This window comes from Capnocytophaga leadbetteri, from assembly GCF_003054025.1.
Taxonomy (GTDB): Bacteria; Bacteroidota; Bacteroidia; order Flavobacteriales; family Flavobacteriaceae; genus Capnocytophaga; species Capnocytophaga leadbetteri.
Genome location: NZ_QBKG01000001.1, coordinates 308,027 through 328,727 on the forward strand (window position 1 = coordinate 308,027; position 20,701 = coordinate 328,727).

Genomic DNA, 20,701 nt, shown 5'->3' on the forward strand with positions numbered 1-20,701 from the left:
AATCTATAGTCTTAATAAAACTGTTATGAATTGTTAAAGTTTTGTATAGAAAAAGTTAAAATATAGGGTGCTTAATAGTGGATTTTGTAACCTAAAATGTGCTGTAAATAGGTTGTATAATATTGATAATAAAAAAGTTGTGCTGGTGTAGTGCACTATAGTAATAGGGAGGGGGAGGTGAAATGAGAGCATTTGATTTTAACATTTGGCAAAAAGGTGTTTGGCTATGTCGGTAATTATGTGTACTTTTGTGCATTAAAGTATACTGAATATAGTAGTTTCAGGAATATAGCATATAGCATTATGAAAAATTTTTTTCTAACAATTCTTTTAGTACTAACAACTACCTTTGGGCTTTCGGCACAGACGCTCAACCTTAATGCCTTTAACCATTCGGTTACACCAGGGCAATGTCGTGCTGATGGCAAAATAAAGGTAACTTTGCCGCCTACTATGGGTCCGGCAAACACTAAGCTACAAGTGAAATTGGATAAACCTAATGGGGCGAGCCTTACAGAGCCGCTTGAAATAGGTGTGAAAAACTCGTATGAGTTTGATACCTTAGGAGCAGGGGTTTATACAATTACAGTTATAGAGGTGGCTACTAATAAAAGTTCGGTGCCACGTGCTGTTACACTTACTTCTACTTATATAGCTCCGACTTTTACAGTTACCACTAAGGGGCCTAATTGCGCCGGTACGGGCAATGACGGTAGTATCACCTTTGTAGTAGCAGCAGGGGTAAGGGGACCTTTAGCAGTAAAAGTTACAGGACCTGATGGCGAGGTGTATAGCCAAACACACAACGCGCCTACAGCCCCTACTCAATTTACCCTGACGGTGCAAGGTACTGATGCTAAACCATTGAAAGCAGGGCAAACCTATCAGCTAAGTGTACAAGACTTGGCAGGAGGTACGCCCGACTGTGGCGATACCAGTAGAAGTACTTTCACTATTCCAGCCTCAGAGCTTTCGCTTAGCTGTTTAAATGTGAGAATAAACTACCAAAACAGTGGGGTGAGAATGAATGCTAATTGTAAATTTAGTTTTTCATTTCAAATAGAACGTACGGATGGAGGTTCGTTAGGGAAGTATGATACAGCAATTAGTACGACTCCTAATATAGCGATAGTAAAGCGCTATAATAGTGCGGGTGTACTACAGGGGACTTATGATGTAAGCAGTACGTATAAGAATGTTTGGGATGGCAATTTGGCACCTCGTTCGTTTTCATCACCTTATGTATTTGAGGAAGGTGATATAGCTGAAATGGAAATTAATATAGGAGGCACTCCTATTAAGCACAAGTTCAAATTAGATAAGAATGTACTTGATTTAACGCTAAATACGACTAATGCAACCCAAGCTCAGGGGTCGTTTATATTTAGAGGGAGAGATGGAGAAAGGGCGTTGGAGGCTCTTAACCGCTCAGATATAAGTCCGGACTTAGTGAATCCTTGTCCAGGGACGAATGATTTGTATTTGTATATAGAGAACAATTATCGCAGTATATATTTGCCCGATGTAGATAATCCTACTAATAAGGTGCTAATGGGCACTTATTATTGGTATAATGATTTTTACAAATCGGCTCATTTTTCAGCAACGCCATCGGCTGTAGGGCCTGTATACTACTATGATATATATAAATATGTAGGTTCAGGCTCACCGGGGTGGGATGCGGGCTATACTACAGCTACAGATATGGACGAAACGGACACAACTAAGTGGCTGCCTTTGACCTCAGGGACTGACTATAATTGGATAAACGCTAACTATGCTAAGCTTACGGGGTTAGGAGATGGCTACTATATGGTGAAGTTTGTAGCGAGGAAAGCCGACGGTACGCTTTCTTGCTATCAGCCAAAGCGTATAGTCTATATGAAGCCTAAGAGTAGTGAGATAGAAAAACAATTTGAAGGTATAGAAACTGGTAAAGGGGTATTTAAGGGAACGGTTTCTATCTATAAATGGCTTTCGAGTTCGCAGTTTTCATATCCACTAACGGTAAAGATAGATTACCTTGATGATGGAGGAACAGGAACGCGTACATATGATTATCTTACCTCGATGCCTTTTGAGACATCACAGAGGACAGTTACGTACACATTTCCGATAGAGAGACAGGTGTTAAACCCAGAGAGTCCTAATGCTAATGGTACAGGTTTATTTCAGTTTGGAGATTTGCCAGCGGGTAATTATCGTATTACTTTTACTGATTTTTGTGGTAACACGGCTTATAAAGATATTAACTTTGATAAGCCAATGGTGTATGACAAAGAGGAGGTGAAAGTAGTGAGAGGTTGTACAAATACTTCTAAGATAACCTATAATATAGCGACTACACCTAAAGGGACTATACAATATGTAACTTACCGATTGTTTAGGAAAAATCCAGCAACGGGGGAATATGATATTTTAGTACAAAGGAGTACAGAATCTTCGTATACATTTAATAATTTGCCGGCAGGGGACTACTTATTTCAATCGGATGGTTACCATTATGAGCGTATGACGCGTTGGTACTTGAAGAATAATGGGGATATGACAGCTACGGATCTCTCACATCAGAATTTAGTAGTAAATGGGTATAGTATGATAGACTCACCTGATTTGCGAGATCTTGTCTACCCTAACCGTGATGGTATTGTAAGTAAGCATACGAGTAGAACTTATCTGACTATCAGTCCTACAGGTGAATTGGATTTAGAAGTAATGGGTAGTTCTTGTGGGGCTACGCCTAACTCGGGCTTCGTAGCTATTAATGTTAAAAATCCGGAGTATATAGTGTATCCGCTTCAGTTTACTCTTAAAACTACAGGTGGTGCAGTAGCGAAAACTTCGCCTGTTTTCCAAGAAGGGTCTAATATTTCAAGCTATGTATTTAGGAATGTGCCTAATGGTCGTTATGTGGTAGAGATTTCGCACGCTTGCCGTGTGTATAACGAAGCTGCGAAGGTAGATACGGGTAATTATACCGCTCCTCCTATTACTTATACTATAAATAGTACCAGCCCTTGTAACGGTGATGAGGTGAAACTTACTTTTGGAGGTTCTACTCAGTTATTTGATATAGAGTGGTTTAGAATAGAAAAAGACAATAGCCGTACTTCGCTAGGCATCTCGCAAACCGTTACCGATACTGTAAAACGCAATACCACCTATATAGTAGAGTATAAACTAATAGACTCTTCTCTTTGTGTTACTAATAACTCAGGGGTGTCGTCTGTTACTGTAAACTTTGCAGCCGATAATGTGCCGCCAGTGATTACAGGTTGTCCTACAGGGACTATCACTGTCAATACACAAGCAGGTAAATGTTATGGTGTAGCTACTTGGGGTACCGTTACTGCTACTGATGACTGCCGTATAGATACGTGGAGCCAGACACACCAAAGCGGAGATCATTTTGCTGTAGGCTTACACACTGTTACCTACGTGTTTGTAGATACGGCTGGTAATGCGGCTACTTGTACCTTTAATGTAGAAGTGAAGTCGAAAGCTATTAATATGGAGATGAGTGATGACTTCGTAGATGGTACTAATGGTGTGATAAACCGTCAGTTAGCAAATAGCGAAAGCTTTAACTATCGCATTACTTATCAGAATAAAGGTCAAGAGAATGTCACCTCGGCTACTATGCAGATTACCCTACCGAGCCACCCAGCGCTTATTGTGGGTACACCTGACTTTTCAGGGGCTGCTTGGAATATCTCTACTAAACCTACTGTTTTAGGACAAACTAGTACAACCCTTACCCTTTCGATACCTATACAAACGCTTAATGCGGGAGGACAAAAGAATACTATTCTTATACCGATGACTCTCAACGGTGATTGCAATGAGATAGGTAAGCCTTGTATGAACTTGCTACACGCTTCTTATTCGTTTACTTATGAAGGAGGGCGCGCGGGTTGTATTATACCTGCACAAACTAGCACAGGCTCTAAAACTATTGAGATTTCTACTCAAGGTTGTAGCCGTGCTGAGCTACATTGTGTTGGGGCTACTACCTCTATAACAGCTGTGGCAGGCTTTGATGAGTATATATGGTACCAAGGCACGACCCGCTTAGCTAATCCGTTAAACCATAATTATATAGAGGCTACCGCCACAGGTACTTATCGCGTAGAGAAAATTCAACAGTGTAACGGTACTACCTATACTACTACAGAGATTATACAGTTAGTAGGTGAAGGAGAGATAGCAGACCCTATCAGGGCTAAGTTTAGCACTGGTGATGTGTGTGCTAGTGACCAAAGTATATGGATGAACCACATCATCTTGTGTAATGAGCCTTCGCGTACTATCTCGCTTAACTACCGCGATACTAAGGTAGAGTGGCAACAGCTGAAAGCAGGTAACACGCATATCACGCTGAACTGTCCTGATAAAGATGACAGCAAGTGGCAGACCGTAAGTACTAATAGTTCTTTCACTGTTAGCACTAGTGCTAGTTACCGTTTGCGTATTAGCAATGCTAACAATGATTGCTATAAAGATTTCTACTTTGATGTGTTTAACAACGCTCTTTCAGGGGAAATAGATTATTATAGAAATATATCGAGCTATGAAACTGGTCAGATACGTGTGAAGATGGCTACCTCGGGTATTGCCTATAAATATGTGTTGAAAGACTCGAATGGTAATATAGTACCTCAGAACGGTCAGCAATTTATTACCTCGAACTCGCCAGTAAGAACCTTTACTATCAATGACCCTGATACCTATACTATAGAGGTGACTTCGCCAGCTTTGCCATCAAGTTGTAAGTTCACCATCAGTCAGAAGATTACGAAAGAAGTAACGCTTAAGCCTAAAGCTACGGCTAAAGCGTGGAAGGGTTGTAACCTACGTGTGATAAACTTCCAAGCTGAAGGAGGTCAAGGGCCTTATAGCTTTGCTATCTGGAGTATAGACGGTGTGGTACAGAATAATTATCAAAACTATTCTGATATACAACCATCGCACTATATTACTACTTCAGTGCCAAGTGGTAACACAGGTTTAGATGTTAATACCCCTATCACACAACCAGGTAGATATATATTTGTGGCTAAAGACGCACAAGATGCCTATGCACTTACTCCAGAGATAGATATATATCCGGAAAGTTTCTTAGGTTATTCTATCAAAACACGTAATATAGTGTGCGGTTCAGCAGCGAACTCTGGACAAATATCTATTACTTATAATACTCAGCAGAATGTTCGTTCTAAATTGTACAAATACGATGATTTAGGCAATGAGACATATATAGATGAGAATACTACAGGTTATTTCTATAACCTAACAGCAGGTAGATATAATCTGAAGATAGAAATACAGCTTTCGAGCAGTGTAACTTGTCAGTATAACAATCCGAATATTGAAATTAAGAATGAAGTAACTACCCTACGCGCTTATGCAGGGGTTGCTGAAGATATATCGTGCGATACCAACTCGCCTACTAAACAGTACAAGGTAATTGTTAATAACGTGTCGGGTGGTACTGGTACAGGCTATGAGTATAGTGTTAATAATGTGAACTACAGCACTAATAATGTGCTAATGGTAGGCTCGACTGCCTCAGTGGTATATGTACGCGACAGCAATAAATGTACCCTTGAAATACCTATAAAGATAACACCTATAGTACCCGCTACCGTTACTAGCACTGCTGTAACTTATGACTGTGAAGGTAAAGGTACCTTCACTATTACGACTAATCCTACAGGTGGGGTATACCAATACCAGCTCACCAAATCGGATGGTACTATCAGCGAAACGCGTACCTCTAATGTATTTACCTTATCACCAGGGGTTTATAGCGTATATGCTATTTATACACCTGCTAATGTGACAGGTACTACTCCTAATATCTTGTTTAAGGAAGACTTTGGCACAGGATTAGATACTTGTAATACTGATAATATCTTTATCGTATGTAACTCTAATGGTACTTTGTTAGAAAGCAATCAGTATATGATTACTCGTCAAGTGCCTGGTAAGCCTAATTGGGTAAGTCCGACGCCAACAGATGCCTCTGCGGTAACTGATGGTAGATACTTGGCTATCAATGGAGGCTCTACTAATCGTACCAGTGATGAGGGGGTAGTGTACAGACGTGTTATCAAGGATGTGGTAGTAGGACAAGAGCTTAACGTAACAATGAATCTCTTTAACCTATTGCCAAGTAACTATATAGGTGAAAACAATCCTAACTTAGTGGTACGCCTCTATAACCCTGGTAACCGTACTATATACGAGGAAAAAGCTTTAGGCGAGCTACAGCGTACGGGCGCTTGGGTGAATAAGAAAATAACCTTTGCGGCTTCGCAAATCAATTATAACTCAGTAGAGTTTGAGCTTCGCAATATTGCCAACGCTAACTACTTAGCTGTAGATGATATTACTCTATCGCAACCTACTAAGTTATGCTCAATACGCACCGAAGGGGTTTCTGTTAATGTTGAAGGAAACCGCCAATTTAGCGTGAGAGGTACTGCCTCTGATGAGAAATGTGGTACCGGTGATGGTTCTATGTATTTAGTGGTGAACAATGCTGGTGGCAACACTATAGAATACCAGCTACAAGGCTCTACTACTTGGACAGCTGTTACCCTATCGGCTACTACAGCTACTCAAGGAGTTGCTACTATTACTAACCTATCGGCAGTCAATAATGGTGCGATGTATTTCAGAAAAACTAATGACCCTGACTGTCAAACAGATATTACTTATACTATTAAGAAACCAGTACCGTTAACTGTTACAGCTACTATTGAGGCGCCAGTAACTTGTCTTAATACTTTTGCTTCTGTACATTTAACTGGAGACGGAGGGGCTAAGCCTTACCGCACTTTCCGTGCTATACCGTTACTTGGTGGTACTACCGCTACTCAGCCAGCAGTCAATAATGAGGCTGACTTCAACCTAAGTGTGGGCAACTATCGTATAGAGGTAGAAGACGCTAACGGCTGTGTGGGCTCTGCTACCTTAGAGGTTGCTAATGCTAAGCCACTTAAGATAGAAGTAATTGATTTAGACCCTTGTTTCTCAGGAGGCTCTAACGGAAGTATACAAGTAAACGTACTCAGCGGTAATGGTGAGTATCAGTTTAGTAAAGATGGTGGTGCTAATTACGAAAGCAGTTCTACTGCTAGCGGTACTACTATGATATATAACAATCTAACCGCAGGCACCTATAATATATGGGTACGGGATGGCGGCTCGTGCGTTACTAGTACAACTTATACTATTGATAACCCGCTCAGAATGCAAACCGTTAAAACTATAGCTTTAGGCTGTGCTGCCAATAGCGAGGCGGTGTTTAGCATTACCTATACAGGTGGTAAAGCCGGTACACGAGAGTTCTTGTGGAGCAATTCGCCTACCACTAACTTTAGTGTGGCTATCCCTACGGGTATGAGCTTAGTTAAATCGGGCAACGAATACGTATTCAAAACTCGTGTAGAAGGCGATTACTACTTCAAAGTACGTTATCAAATGGATAACGGCGACTATTGCGAGGTAGTATCACCTAAACAAGAAGTGAAAAGAGAAATACCTCGCTTCGTTGTTACGCCTACTGTCGAGCCAGTAAACTGTGCAGGTGTTAATTCTGGTAAGATACGTATCAATAGCAGCGATATAGCAGGTGGTACACCACCATATACACTCTTGTTTAAAAACGGACTTACTACTAACCAACTTTCTGTAATTTCTGATATTACAGGCTTAGCACCAGGTACTTATACTATTACTATAAAAGATAGTGCTAGTTGTGAGTCTGTGCCAGTAGGATTAACAGTTACTCAAGTGCCACCAATGGTAGCTACGGTTACCCATACTAGCTTGAAATGTACAGGTTCTAATACTGTACAGAAATCTAAGATTACCGCTTTGGTAAGCTCAGGAGGTACCGCTCCGTTTACCGTTACCGTGTTTAAGAACGGAGTTAGTGTAGAAGTACGTACAGGCGTGTTTACCGATACCAATGTAGAATTTGATAATATGGACATTGGTAAATACCGAGTGGTGATAGAAGATAGCAAGTCTTGTAAGTATACCCAAGAGTTTGATATCAACTCTGAAGCCAATGGTCTGGATGTACGCTCTACAGGTGTAGTAGGCTGTACAGGTAATAATGGCGAGGTAGCCGTATCGGTATACGATAAGTTAGGCTCAGGTATAGGGGCAGAACAATATATAGCGGTATACCAAGAAAATATGTCGATGCCTATCAATCCGTACTTGCCAAGTCACACTTATACGAATACAGTAAATGGCAGCATTGTTACTACTACTTGGTATAGAATGGGTGATGTAACTACTACTACCTTGTCTGATGGTGTTAGTATAGTACAAGCCGCTACTTATACCTTTACAGCAGGGCCTAATGGTATGGTGCCAGGTACTAAATATACCTTCGTAGTATACGATAAGTCTACTGGCTGCTCGTTTACCGAAGAAGCTAATATTAGTGTACCTACTCAGTCTCCGCTAAAAACTTCAGTGAATGGCACCAAACCTACTACTTGCTACGATGCTAATGATGGTAAGGTATTCATTAACTTGAAAGATTGGCCGGGTACAAGTGTTAATTATGCGGTGTACAAATACCCACCTACACACCCATTGCTTACAGAACCTACTGATGTAACAGGAAGTAATCATCCTGTATTTGGCAACCAACCACTTACAGGTACAGCCTCAATAGGCGAAGATATTACGATAGGCAATATACCTCCTGGTCGTTACTTTGTATTGTTTACCGATGGTTCAGGTTGTACACAAGGTACTGAAGAGTTTACTATAGGTAGGTCTACCTCTCAGCTTACGGCTTCAGTTACAGTAGCTAAAAAAGCTACCTGCCAACAACCTCAACCTATAGGTAAAGGTAAGATAGTAGTGGATGCACAAGGCGGTCAGGCTCCTTATGAGTATTATTATGAGCCTATTACCACTCCATTGGCAGCAGTACTTACAAGTACAACCTTAGATAATGCCTTTATTATCAATCAACAGGGCACTTCACTCGATGTAGTTTCTGGCTACTATCGTGTGTATATCCGCGATAATTCTGGATGTTTAGTACATACTGTGGTAACAGTAGATATAGAACCTAGCCCAAGTATCGCATCAGTTGATGTACAAGATGCTTGTAGCGAAAATGTTGATTACCCTATCAATATAGTATTTGCTACTAAGGGTGTAGGGCAACACCAATACAAGGTAGATGGTATCAATAGTTGGCAAAACCTAACAATGCCTACAGCAGCTGCTGATATGCAAGTGAACTTGCCAATACGTTTAGCACCTAATGTAGCTTCGTATACTCTTTCTATCCGCGATGCTAATGGTTGCGAAACTAGTACTACCTTTAAGGTGAACGAGATGATAAAATTCGAGGCTGAACATACCTCATTAGTACCTTGTGGGGCAGGGGTAGCAACCATTACAGTTAAGAATATTACCGGAGGTTCAGGTAAATACCGTGTTAGTCTATACCGAATTACCTCTTCAGATCGTGCAGTGCCACTTATCACAGCCGATAATATAGGTAGTGCTACTACCTATGTGATAGACGGAGCGACTTATAATCTTACAGCAGGTAGCTACCGTATCAATGTGTACGACGATGCTCTCTTCGGTACAGCAGCCGAGTGTGCTAAGATATTACCATTCACAATAGTGAAACCTGAAACACCTAAAATAGAGGTGATAGCTATCTCTACTCCAGCTTGTTATGGTGATGCGGCTACTATCAGAGTCAAAGTAACACCAGCAGCCGAAGGCCCTTATGTGTTTAGTTTTACTGATACTAATGGCTCGCCAGTAACTACCGCTTCTATAACGGCTAATCATAATTACGCTACTATCTCTGGCGTACCTTCAGGACCTATTACCTTAGGAGGCAAGGGCTATATCATCTATGCCGAGTCAGTACATAGCTGTACCGTAAGTACAGTGGCTACTGCTACATCTCCTGATGTAGTAAGCGTAACTGCAGGAGCTCTCACTAAGAAAGATTACGAGTGCGAGCGTGATGAGTACGGCTACTTAACAGGCGAATCAGCTTATCCAAAACTGACATTCAATCTCGGTGCTGTAACAGGAGGTACTACTCCTTACACAAGAGTTGAATTCCGAGAGGTTGCTACTAACCGTTTGGTAAATCAGCAGACAGTAGAAGACAATGTTACCGACTATACATATACATTGCCTAACTACCTCACTGCCGATACCGATTATTACGTACAAGTATATGATAGCAATGGTTGCTCGGCTACTAGTACGCGGGCTACTATCTCATCTACTCTAATAATGAGTGCCCTAACAGTTAGTCAAACTCAAGTGCTTACTTGTGCTAATGGTACAGAGCTTATCGATATAACCTTAAGCACAACTACCGTTTATAATAATGAGCTAATAACTTATACTATTACTAAGATAGGCGAACCAGCTGCTTTCTTTACCAGAACAGCTACGGCATTGACTCTTAGTGGAGTAGCTTCTATTACCGAGGCTGGTTATTATGTGGTAACAGCTAAGAACGAGTCTACAGGTTGCGAAATAAGCACCAACTATACAGTGCTCGACCCTCGCACCTTACTGTTAGAAGCTAAAGATATTGAGCGCGTACAATGTAAAGGTGGCAATGGAAAAGTAACCTTTGAACTTACTGATAGCCGACTTTCTGACGGCGACCAAGTAGCTAATGGTTTCAGCTATGTCATTTACGATATGACTACCAACAGCGCTGTCTCTACAGGTACTACTAACGGTTCACTTACCCCTGGAAAAGTAGCTAATATATCATTGCGAGCTGGCAAATACCGTGTAGAAGCTACCTCACTTATTACAGGCTGTTCGGCTAACACTACTTTCGAATTGATAGAGGCTGAAAACCCAATTACAGTCTTCTCTCAAGAAACAGCAAGTGTTACTTGTTCAAATGACCGTGCCGAAATAATGGTAACCGTATCCGGAGGTTGGGCACCTTATACAGTCAATATCAGTGGTGGTTCTATCACCGGTCAAGATACTATCAATTTAGAAGGCGATAGCGTATTGTTTAAGAACTTAGCTTCTACAGGCACTCCAGGAGGGGTAGTTACCTATACTATCACTATCACCGATGCGTGGGGCTGTTCTACAGCTTCTGGTACTACCGAGGTAGCTGTATTGTTCCCTGACCCAATAACAGGTACAATCACCGTTACTCAGCATGCTACTTGCTTCGGAAGTTCAGACGGTATTATTGAGGCTATTACAAGCACTATACAGGGTGGTTCTGGCAGCTATTACTACTCTCTAATAGATACTAATTATAACACTCGTGGCCCTCAACGCAATAACGCTAAGTTTAGTAATCTATCACCAGGAATATACACTTTCGAAATAATGGATACTTGGGGTTGTGTGCTCCGCGAAGAGCAAATTGAAGTGATAGAGCCTAAACCTATCACCGTATCAGTAACTTCGGCAGACCTTCAAGTATGCTATGGCGAAAGTACAGGCGGTATACATTTCTATGTAGAGGGTGGTCGTCCTCCTTACGAGGTTAAGATTATTGATAAGTTTACTAATATCATATATCACAACGAGTCTGGGGTTTATACCACTACCGAAGTAATAGCACCTAATCTATCTCCATTAGGAGCTAGCGGTCTCCCTGCAGGCGATTATCGCATAGAGATAACCGATGCCGGACAAGGAGCTGGTGTAGGTTGTACAATGTCGCCTACTTACGATTTCAAAGTAGTTTCTGCTCCTGATATGGAAGCCGAAGTAAAACAAGGCTACAATTGCGATAATAACGAGTTTACTACGTGGATAGAAGTCAGATTTAAAGATGAAGTCAACTTTAATGATATGACTTACTTGATTTACAACGGAGTTACTACTCCTACAGTACCACAGACATTCTCTCGTAATAACGGTTATAACATCGGTTATATCGACCAAACGCGTTTTGATAGAAGTATAGCTACCCAAACTATCCAGTTCTTCTATACTTCAGTACACTCGCTTACTGGTACGTATAAAACTTGTACCCATACCCTTTCAAGCCCGATAAGTATCGAAGAGATTTACCAAATCTCTAATATCGTCAAAACACCTACTACAGTAGTCAATACGCTACAAGTAGAGGCAGTAGGAGGTAAGAAACCGTATAAGTACGAGTTCAATGGTCAATTCTATGACGAAAACAACTTATACGAACTCAAACTTACTGACCCTGACTATACCGACCCTGTTAGCGGTAAGGTCTATAAGATAGTCAATGTAGTAGCTTACGACTCATCAGGCCTCAACGGATGTACCGTCTCTAAGACATTCTACGAAGAGTATTTTGATGTGTTCATCCCTAACTACTTCACTCCTAATGGCGATGGTACTTACGATACTTGGTCACCGCGCAACATAGAGAAGTATCCGTTTATCAAAACGAGCATCTATGACCGCTACGGACGCCGTCTCAAAGTACTACGCTATGGCGAAGAATGGGACGGTAAGTACGAAGGCAACCCAATGCCAGTCGGCGACTATTGGTACATAGTCGAACTCAGCGATGAAGACGACAACAGAACTTTCAAAGGAAACTTCACACTTTATCGTTAGAAAAATGATTTGATACTATAAAAAGGGCTACCCTCGCGGTAGTCCTTTTTTGTTTTACGCTGCAAAATTCTTCCTTTTTTGTGGGCTGTGCAAATACTTGTCTCATCGTGTTACAACCTTGTCAAATGAAGAGTATTAATAAAGAAAAAGAGGCACCTAATCCCTTAGGTAACCTCTTTTTGAATTTAATAATAAAAAAGAAAACTTAAAAATAAAAATTATGAAAAAAACTTTTTGTTTATGCTTTGGTTTTCACTTGGTTTCTTGGTTTATGAAAAAGTCGCTATCATTTTTTAACGATGCAAAGATACGCCAAAAATATTAACTACCAAATTTTTTATTAAAAAAATCTAAAAAATTATTATCATTATCTAAAAATACCTCTATTTGATGATGATAATAATGTATCTTTACCCCATTTATTATGATTTTTATATTTTAAAAAGCTCTTTTTAAGACAGAAAACCTAAATAAACTGTTAAAATATTACTAAAACAGAAAAGTGTGTTAAAATTTGTTTTTCCCTTAAAAAAGACATCAAACACTTTTATATTTCTATATATTATAGTATCTTTGCACCCAAAATAAAAAGTATTTATTATGAGTTTAACTGATAAAACTATCGGACAAATAGTAGCTGACGACTTCCGTACAGCTGCCATATTCAAAAAACACGGTATCGACTTTTGCTGCAAAGGCGGTCGTACCATCGAAGAGGCGTGCGATAAAAAGGGCGTAGCTCCTAGTGCGCTTATCAATGAATTAGAGTCACTTCCTAAGGGAAATAGCAACGAGGTAGATGTACGCGATTGGCCGCTCGACCTGTTGGCTAATTATATCGTGCGCATTCACCACCAATACGTGCGCGATAAAACCCCTATGCTTTTGCAATTCCTCGATAAGCTATGCCGCGTACACGGCGAGCGTCACCCAGAGCTTTTTGAAATCAACCGTATTTTCAACGAAAGTGCTCGCGATTTAGCTTCTCACTTCCAAAAAGAAGAAAACGTACTTTTCCCTTTCATCGAGAGTTTAGTAAAAGCACAACAATCAGGCGAACCTTTGGGCGAAATCCACTTCGGTACAGTCGAAAACCCTATCGCTATGATGATGCACGAACACAGTGTTGAAGGCGACCGTTTCGAGGAAATCGTTAAGCTAACCAATGGCTACACTCCACCAGCCGATGCTTGCAACACCTACAAGGTAACCTATGCTATGCTACAAGAGTTCGAACACGACCTCAATCGCCACATTCACTTAGAGAATAATATCCTATTCCCTAAAGCAATTGCCTTAGAAAAACAATTACGTGGTTAATTTAATAATTAACTAACAAAAAAAGCTGTTCAGCACCTCGCTGAACAGCTTTTTTTAATTCATAATTCATAATTTATAATTCAAAATTAATCCTGAGAATATTTCGCTTTCTTACTACCCTCATACATCTTATACTGCACCAATCGACTCTCTAATTTCCCGTTAAAAAGCTTTATCTTGCGGGTAGGGCGCAATCCCACGTATTTCAGTCCCTCTAAGTTCGCAGTTATAAACCACGCTTCACTTTGCGGGTAGTGGTGCTTCAGCGTGCTGCCTATCGAGCCGTATAGCTGCTCCGTATCGCTTACTAATCGCTCGTTATAAGGCGGATTAAACACTATGTGCAGGGGTTTGTCCTTATCTTCTTTTTCAGTGCCAAAAAAGTCCCGTTGATATATTTTTATGTAGTCAGACAGATTCGCGTTCCTAAGGTTGTCTTTTGCTTTAGCTACTGCCGATGGCGCTTTGTCATAGCCTGTTATTTGGTAGTTAAATTCTCGTATTTTCTTAATACAACTGCTGAAGATTACGTTAAATAGATTTTCGTCATAATCTGACCAGCGTTCAAAAGCGAACTCTTTTCGGTGTATATTAGCCGGTATATTGCAGGCAATCATCGCAGCTTCTATCAGAAAGGTACCGCTGCCGCACATAGGGTCTAAAAAGTCACTTTGTCCTTCCCAGCCGCTTAGCAGCAAGATGCCCGCCGCCAATACTTCGTTGATGGGCGCAAGGTTGGTAGCCGTGCGGTAGCCACGTTGGTGCAATGACTCTCCCGAACTATCAAGCGATACAATCACCTCATTGCGCTGCACGTGTATGTGTATAGCCACATCAGGGTGCTGTACATCCACATTGGGGCGCTTACCCGTAGCATCGCGAAAAGCATCTACGATAGCGTCTTTAGCTCTAAGGGCTACGAACTGCGAGTGACTGAAAAGCTCTGTCTGTAGCGTTGCCGTCACGGCAAAAGTCTGCGTTACCCCTAAGTACTGCTGCCAGTTAAATTGGTAGAGTTTCTGGTAGTATTCCTTTTCGCTGCGTATGTAAAAAGAAGCGATAGGTTTCAAAATTTTAAGGGCGGTACGCAAGCATAGGTTAGCCTTATACATAAAACCCTTGTCACCTTCAAATTGTACACTGCGCACCCCTTTGGTTACGTGCATCGCTCCTAGATTGCGCAATTCAGTAGCCAAAATATCTTCGAAGCCAAAGAAAGTTTTAGCTACCATCTTGTAATTTTTTTCCATAGATTTAAAATTATTGGCAAATATAAGCTATTTTTGCAATGTGAGAAAAAAAATAAGTAAAAAATGAACTTTCTACATACCGCCGATTGGCATTTAGGACAAACGTTTTACCAGTACGACCGATATCAAGAGCACCAACATTTCTTAGAGTGGCTCTTGCAAACTATTGAAAAACAATCTACTGATGTGCTGCTTATCAGTGGCGATGTCTTCGATACAGCCAACCCTTCTGTGGCGGCTACTAAACAGTTTTACCACTTCCTACATCAGGCTACCGAGCGCTTCCCTGCGCTTCAGATTGTGGCTATTGCCGGCAATCACGATTCTCCTGTACGGCTTGAGATGCCTGCGCCTCTATTAGAAAATACCCATATCCATCTGGTGGGCTACGTTAGGCGTACCGCCGATAAGCAAATAGATTATAACCGACTTATCCTGCCGCTTTTTAGCGGTGAAGAGGTCGCTGCTTATCTTCTGGCGGTGCCTTTCCTCCGTCTGGGCGATTACCCTAAAAATGAAGAAAACCCTGCCGATTACGCGCAAGGGGTAGCGGCTTTTTATACTGAAATTACCCGCCAAGCAGTCGCCATAGCACAAGGCAAACCGCTTATCGCTATGGGACATTTGCACGCTTCAGGAGCTGAAATCAATGATGACGACACTGCCGAGCGACCTATCATCGGCGGCATAGAAAGCATCAGTACGGCCAACTTCCCTGACGCATTGCAATACGTAGCTTTGGGGCATATCCACAAGGCGCAAGCACTGGGCGGTACTACCCATATCAGGTATGCCGGCAGTCCTATACCGCTTTCGTTTGCCGAAAAACATTATGAGCATCAAGTGATTGCTTTTTCTTTGGAAGAAGGAAAAGTGCAGCATATCGAGTCTTTACCTATACCGCTGCACACGCCTCTGCTTAGCATTCCTGATACCTACCGACCTACAGAAGAGGTACTCAATGCCCTTATGGAGCTACCCGATGCCGCTCCAACCGATAACATTCCTTATCTCGAAGTGAAAGTATTGTTAAACGAACCTGCACCCGAACTCAAGAGCAGTATTTTCAGAGCGATAGCTCATAAGCAAGTGCGTTTAGCACGCATTGATGTCCGTTATCTTCACGCGGCAGCTGTTGCTGCTGACGCACTTCAGAGCGAACTCACCCTCCGCGATTTACAGCCCGTAGAGGTATTAGAGCGGGTTTACCAAAACAAATACCACGAAGACCTACCCACCACTTACCGCACCCTCTTTGAAGAAGCCCTACATTCAATTGATAATTCATAATTACAGCCTAATGTGGGGCTAATTTTGATACGCCAATTCTCTCCCCGTCCTACAAGTCCCATAATCGCCCGTGTGGCTCACACCCCATTGCTCCCATAATTGCCCGTGCTTTCACAATTCAAAATTCAGAATTCAAAATTCATAATTCTCTCCCCGTCCCACCTGTCCCACTTGTCTCACCTGTCCCACTTGTCTCACCTGTCCCACTCGTCCCACCTGTCCCACTTGTCTCATCTGTCCCAGCCCTCTTAGCCTTCCCATTCCTCCCACCAGTCGAATCCTTCCCACACGTCCCACCTGTCGTCCCACTTGTCTCACCCGTCCCACCCGTCCCACCCGTCCCACAATTCATAATTCAAAATTCATAATTCAAAATTCACAATTTCCCTCGCACTATTTAGAACGCATTATAGACTTGAAAAACACTTATCTCTATGGTATATAAAGAAAAATAGCAGGGCAATTCTTTTGTATTATATTGATTAATAAGCTATTGAAATTTTAACAACACATCTGATACATTACCGAATTATTTTTATGGCTAGGCAATAATAAAGGCTCTTTTAACATCTCTTCATATAGATTTTGCCATAATGCCACTTTACCCAATTCCTCTTGGTATTCAGAAATTAACTTATTATAGTATTTATCTAACATTTTTATGTTAGACTTTCTGTCAATTTTACCTGATTTATTATCTGCATAATAGAGCCAGTCATACATTAAATCATTAAAAATTATCTCTCCAAAAGGTGTTAAATCATCCTCATAGATAGTTGTATTAATAATTAATTTACCTTTTTTATTAAATGGGTGTATTTTTAATAATTTTTTATCACAGGCAAATTGCAATAAATTTGAAAAAATTACTATCAGATCATCTTTTTGATCTTTCATTGGGAATGATTTTAGCATTCTCGATATACTAATTATAAATTTATGTTTCATCTCTAAGTTATCGTATTCTAATAATTTGTGTCGGAACATTTGATATATCAACAAGATTACCATTTTTATCTTTTACAAAAGTACCTCCATTTGCTCTAATAGCATTCTCTTTCGTTATTTGAGGTACTTTGTTTGATGTTTTACTTGTAACTTCATAAGACTTTATGGCATTACCTTTATCATCTAATATAATGAAATCAATACGTCTTCCTGTTCCTCTATGTGTTACTTTATTTCCATTAGCATCTAGTAATGTTCTTTCTGTTAATACTCTATCCTTTCCATGAATTTCTTCTAAGATTCTTCTTAATGTATCCTCTCTACGCAATCCTTCTTGTTTGTTTTTAATACAATCCAACCCAAACACATCCACCCACCAATTGCTATCCTTCACATACCCATACAAAGTAGGGTTTCCTCCAGCAAGACCTATTGGGTCTTGTGAAATATAAGCCCCTGTCGGCGAATAATACCTAAACCTATTATAAGCAAGTTTAGTTTCAAAATCATAGTACTGCCCTTGGTAAAGGAATGGTATAAATGGGCGTACGTCATCTCCTAAAGAGGAGGCTTTAATTTTTCTTTTTACCCGTCCATATATATCTAACTGTCGATTCCAAACCTCCATTCCATCGCTATCAATAGCGAGTATAGGCGTACCGAGATGGTCGCTAATGATAGAGTAGGCTTTACCGTTTACTAACTTCGCTGTAGGCACAAAACCCTCAAAGACCAACTAGTAAGCTCGGTGTTTTCGGAGTTGTCTTTCTTAAAGGTCTCGTGCAGGAGCACATTCCCGTCCCATACAAAACGGAAGGTGGAAGCCACGGCGTTTTTCTAAACGCCTACCGATTGAATTCCTTCCCAAGTAATGCCCTTTTCTTTTAAGTTCTTCTCAAAGTTCGCTAACTTATTGTAGAACTCAACTACATCTAGCGACTAGCGACTAGCGACTAGCGACTAATACCCCCTTTTTTCTCTTCAAACCCTGCTTTTTTCAGTTCGGGCGACAGAAAATCGTAATGGTTTACCCCGTATAGCAGTATAATCTTCTTATGAGGGGTCGCCAGCAGCGTCGCCAAAAGGTAGTCATCGCGATAGGTGCGCAAGAATAGCCGACTATACTCCTTGTATTGCTTGCAGTTGTATTTTGCATTGGGCGGCGTAGCGTAGTCGCAGCTGTCCAGCACTATAGGCGAGTGGTCAGCCTCTATTTGCGCCACTAACTGACGCATATTCAGGTCTACTCTAAAATCCTTACTGAGGTCAATGCCGGTATTCTCTTCACTCTGACGGGTATAACTGTCAAACCCTTTTTTAAAAGGCGAAGTCTCATTGTTTTTATCCGTATAGATGCCTTTGAAGTGAAATCCCGTTATTTTCCGCACTTTCAGTAGCAAAGTATCCTGCAAAAGCGAATCTGAAGTGCCATAAGTCAGCTTTTCGTAGTATATTTTATAGCCTTCATTGCGTTTTTGGGTCACGAACTGCTTAATTTGTTCATAAAATTCAGGCTGTCCTAAGTGAATCATCGGTATATAGACGATTTCCTTGTCATTTTTGGTGAATACTACTGCCTTTTTAAACGGATTTTTCTCCTTAAAGCTAATAAAAGAGGAACTACACCCTCCTAACAGCAACACTCCACAGAGGAGCATCAAAAAGTTTTTTGTCATAGTTTTTTTGTTATAATTTCTTTATTTGAAAATAATGAAGCAGCAAAAGTATAAAAAATAATTAAGAATTCTTACCTTTGCCCCACAGAAAAAATTTCTAAATACACTTACCCTATACAAACGATATAGGAACGATACAGGAACGATATAGGAAGAGCGAACGATTAGCGAACAATTAGCGAAGTACAAACGTCTAATTATGATGCTCGTGTATGGGCTCCCCCTTTGAAGGGGGCAGGGGGGATGTTTATTTTAAATAGGAGATGTTTATTTGAAGGGAATGTCTAATTAATATTAAAAAAATGCCACAAGAGATAGAACGAAAATTCAAAGTAAAAAACGATACTTACAAAGCCCTTGCTACGCATAAGATGCGCCTCACGCAGGGGTATTTAAGCTCCGTGCCAGAGCGCACGGTGCGCATACGCCTCAAGGGGGACGAGGCTTTTATCACCGTAAAGGGCAAAACCAATGCGGCAGGTACTACTCGTTTCGAGTGGGAAAAGCCTATAAGCGTAGCCGAAGCGCAGCAGCTGCTCGCTCTTTGCGAATCAGGCATTATCGATAAAACCCGCTATCTGGTGCCCAATCGCGACACTACCATCGAGGTAGATGAGTTTCACGGCGACAATGAGGGCTTGTTAATCGCCGAGATAGAGCTCCCTGCAGAAGATACCCCTTTTCACCACCCCGACTGGTTAGGCGAGGAAGTCACTGCCGACCCAAGGTACTACAATGCAATGCTCACCCACCACCCTTACAAAAAATGGCACTAAAGGCTGCCAATCCAAAATAATTTCGTACTTTTGCAAAAATAATCAGCAAATTGCCACATCGGCAAATCAGCTAATCGGCAAATTGACAAATCGACAAATTGATATTATGGCAAGAGATATTTTACCAACTCCCATATTAGAGGGAAAAGATGTAATTGAGTTCTACAATAAGTTAGCAAACTTTAAAGAGAATTTAAAGAAAAAAGGCATTACTTGGGAAGTAATTCAAGAAGATGCAAAACGTTTAAAATCAATTTTTAAAGAAAACCCAGATGTTGAAAAAGAATAGCTTAGAGGGTTTATCTTTCTTTCAACTCAAAGAGAATTACCCTATCAAACCTTTTGACTGTGAAGATGATGATTTGAATGATTTCCTGTTCAATAAAGCATTATTGTATCAAAAAGAACTACTCGCTACCACTTTTATCGTTGAAGACAAAGAGCGCACTTTAGGTTACTATAGTGTACTGAATGATAGTTTGCAACTCAAAGAAGAGGACTTTCCGTCAAAGAGCAAATACAAGAAGTTTCTAAGCCATCTAATTCCTCACCCTAAGCGACATCTAAAAAGCGTACCTGCTGTAAAGATAGGGCGCTTAGCCATTGATAAAACGTATAAAGGCAAGGGATTAGGAATGATTTTTATTCGCAATGTTATACGTGATTGCGTTGAATTAAACAGAAAGATAGCTTGCAGACTTATCACAGTAGACGCCTATAAAGGAGCTTTAACTTTTTACCAAAAGTTAGGTTTTGAATTCCTAACAGAAAAAGATAACAATGAAGACATTCGCCAGATGTTCTTTGATTTAACAAACCTTGATAATTAAAA

The 20,701-nt window shown here is 40.8% G+C and carries 11 protein-coding genes; 6 read left to right on the top strand and 5 right to left on the bottom strand.

Annotated elements, in window-relative coordinates; all coding sequences use genetic code 11:
• Positions 1-303 precede the first annotated feature (303 nt).
• Together C8P65_RS01610 and ric are read left to right on the top strand one after the other, a co-directional pair.
• Positions 304-12,609, top strand: a complete 12,306-nt coding sequence (locus C8P65_RS01610) for a T9SS type B sorting domain-containing protein (protein ID WP_107780733.1) — start codon at positions 304-306, stop codon at positions 12,607-12,609.
• A gap of 600 nt (positions 12,610-13,209) precedes the next feature.
• Positions 13,210-13,929, top strand: coding sequence for an iron-sulfur cluster repair di-iron protein (gene ric / locus C8P65_RS01615; RefSeq protein ID WP_107780735.1), 720 nt, complete (start codon positions 13,210-13,212; stop codon positions 13,927-13,929).
• An 86-nt stretch (positions 13,930-14,015) separates the two neighbouring features.
• Here the strand turns inward: ric and C8P65_RS01620 are convergent, their stop codons facing one another.
• Positions 14,016-15,179, bottom strand: a complete 1,164-nt coding sequence (locus C8P65_RS01620; RefSeq protein ID WP_107780737.1) for a THUMP domain-containing class I SAM-dependent RNA methyltransferase — start codon at positions 15,177-15,179, stop codon at positions 14,016-14,018.
• A gap of 63 nt (positions 15,180-15,242) precedes the next feature.
• On the opposite strand from C8P65_RS01620, the gene C8P65_RS01625 reads away from it, so the two are divergent.
• On the top strand, positions 15,243-16,469 hold the full coding sequence (locus C8P65_RS01625) for an exonuclease SbcCD subunit D C-terminal domain-containing protein (RefSeq protein ID WP_107780739.1): 1,227 nt from the start codon (positions 15,243-15,245) through the stop codon (positions 16,467-16,469).
• A gap of 132 nt (positions 16,470-16,601) precedes the next feature.
• Here C8P65_RS01625 and C8P65_RS01630 read toward each other — a convergent pair whose 3' ends face one another.
• The 4 genes from C8P65_RS01630 to C8P65_RS01645 all read right to left on the bottom strand — a co-directional run bounded on the left by C8P65_RS01630 (position 16,602) and on the right by C8P65_RS01645 (position 19,093).
• Complete coding sequence (locus C8P65_RS01630; RefSeq protein WP_146162905.1) at positions 16,602-16,814, bottom strand: hypothetical protein; 213 nt, start codon at positions 16,812-16,814, stop codon at positions 16,602-16,604.
• Positions 16,815-16,970: 156 nt separating this feature from the next.
• On the bottom strand, positions 16,971-17,366 hold the full coding sequence (locus C8P65_RS01635; RefSeq protein ID WP_211305870.1) for a hypothetical protein: 396 nt from the start codon (positions 17,364-17,366) through the stop codon (positions 16,971-16,973).
• A gap of 58 nt (positions 17,367-17,424) precedes the next feature.
• Entirely contained in the window at positions 17,425-18,045 is a 621-nt protein-coding gene (locus tag C8P65_RS12330; protein WP_170069070.1) for an RHS repeat-associated core domain-containing protein, read from the bottom strand.
• 325 nt (positions 18,046-18,370) lie between these two features.
• The gene (locus C8P65_RS01645) at positions 18,371-19,093 is read right to left on the bottom strand and encodes a hypothetical protein (RefSeq protein WP_107780745.1); all 723 of its coding nucleotides are present in this window, start codon (positions 19,091-19,093) and stop codon (positions 18,371-18,373) included.
• A 302-nt stretch (positions 19,094-19,395) separates the two neighbouring features.
• On the opposite strand from C8P65_RS01645, the gene C8P65_RS01650 reads away from it, so the two are divergent.
• From C8P65_RS01650 to C8P65_RS01660, 3 genes are all read left to right on the top strand, one after another.
• Complete coding sequence (locus C8P65_RS01650) at positions 19,396-19,869, top strand: CYTH domain-containing protein (protein ID WP_107780746.1); 474 nt, start codon at positions 19,396-19,398, stop codon at positions 19,867-19,869.
• 106 nt (positions 19,870-19,975) lie between these two features.
• Positions 19,976-20,158, top strand: coding sequence for a hypothetical protein (locus tag C8P65_RS01655; RefSeq protein ID WP_107781146.1), 183 nt, complete (start codon positions 19,976-19,978; stop codon positions 20,156-20,158).
• Positions 20,142-20,699 carry a GNAT family N-acetyltransferase gene (locus C8P65_RS01660; RefSeq protein WP_107780748.1) on the top strand — a complete coding sequence of 186 codons (558 nt, stop codon included), beginning with the start codon at positions 20,142-20,144 and terminating at the stop codon, positions 20,697-20,699. The genes C8P65_RS01655 and C8P65_RS01660 overlap by 17 nt, the downstream gene beginning before the upstream one ends.
• Positions 20,700-20,701 lie beyond the last annotated feature (2 nt).

Excerpts from the sequence above, each read along its gene's own strand:
- C8P65_RS01610 (WP_107780733.1), top strand. The coding sequence starts at position 304 with ATGAAAAATTTTTTTCTAACAATTCTTTTAGTACTAACAACTACCTTT.
- ric (WP_107780735.1), top strand. The coding sequence starts at position 13,210 with ATGAGTTTAACTGATAAAACTATCGGACAAATAGTAGCTGACGACTTC.
- C8P65_RS01620 (WP_107780737.1), bottom strand. The coding sequence starts at position 15,179 with ATGGAAAAAAATTACAAGATGGTAGCTAAAACTTTCTTTGGCTTCGAA.
- C8P65_RS01625 (WP_107780739.1), top strand. The coding sequence starts at position 15,243 with ATGAACTTTCTACATACCGCCGATTGGCATTTAGGACAAACGTTTTAC.
- C8P65_RS01635 (WP_211305870.1), bottom strand. The coding sequence starts at position 17,366 with ATGAAAGATCAAAAAGATGATCTGATAGTAATTTTTTCAAATTTATTG.
- C8P65_RS12330 (WP_170069070.1), bottom strand. The coding sequence starts at position 18,045 with ATGGAGGTTTGGAATCGACAGTTAGATATATATGGACGGGTAAAAAGA.
- C8P65_RS01645 (WP_107780745.1), bottom strand. The coding sequence starts at position 19,093 with ATGACAAAAAACTTTTTGATGCTCCTCTGTGGAGTGTTGCTGTTAGGA.
- C8P65_RS01650 (WP_107780746.1), top strand. The coding sequence starts at position 19,396 with ATGCCACAAGAGATAGAACGAAAATTCAAAGTAAAAAACGATACTTAC.
- C8P65_RS01655 (WP_107781146.1), top strand. The coding sequence starts at position 19,976 with ATGGCAAGAGATATTTTACCAACTCCCATATTAGAGGGAAAAGATGTA.
- C8P65_RS01660 (WP_107780748.1), top strand. The coding sequence starts at position 20,142 with ATGTTGAAAAAGAATAGCTTAGAGGGTTTATCTTTCTTTCAACTCAAA.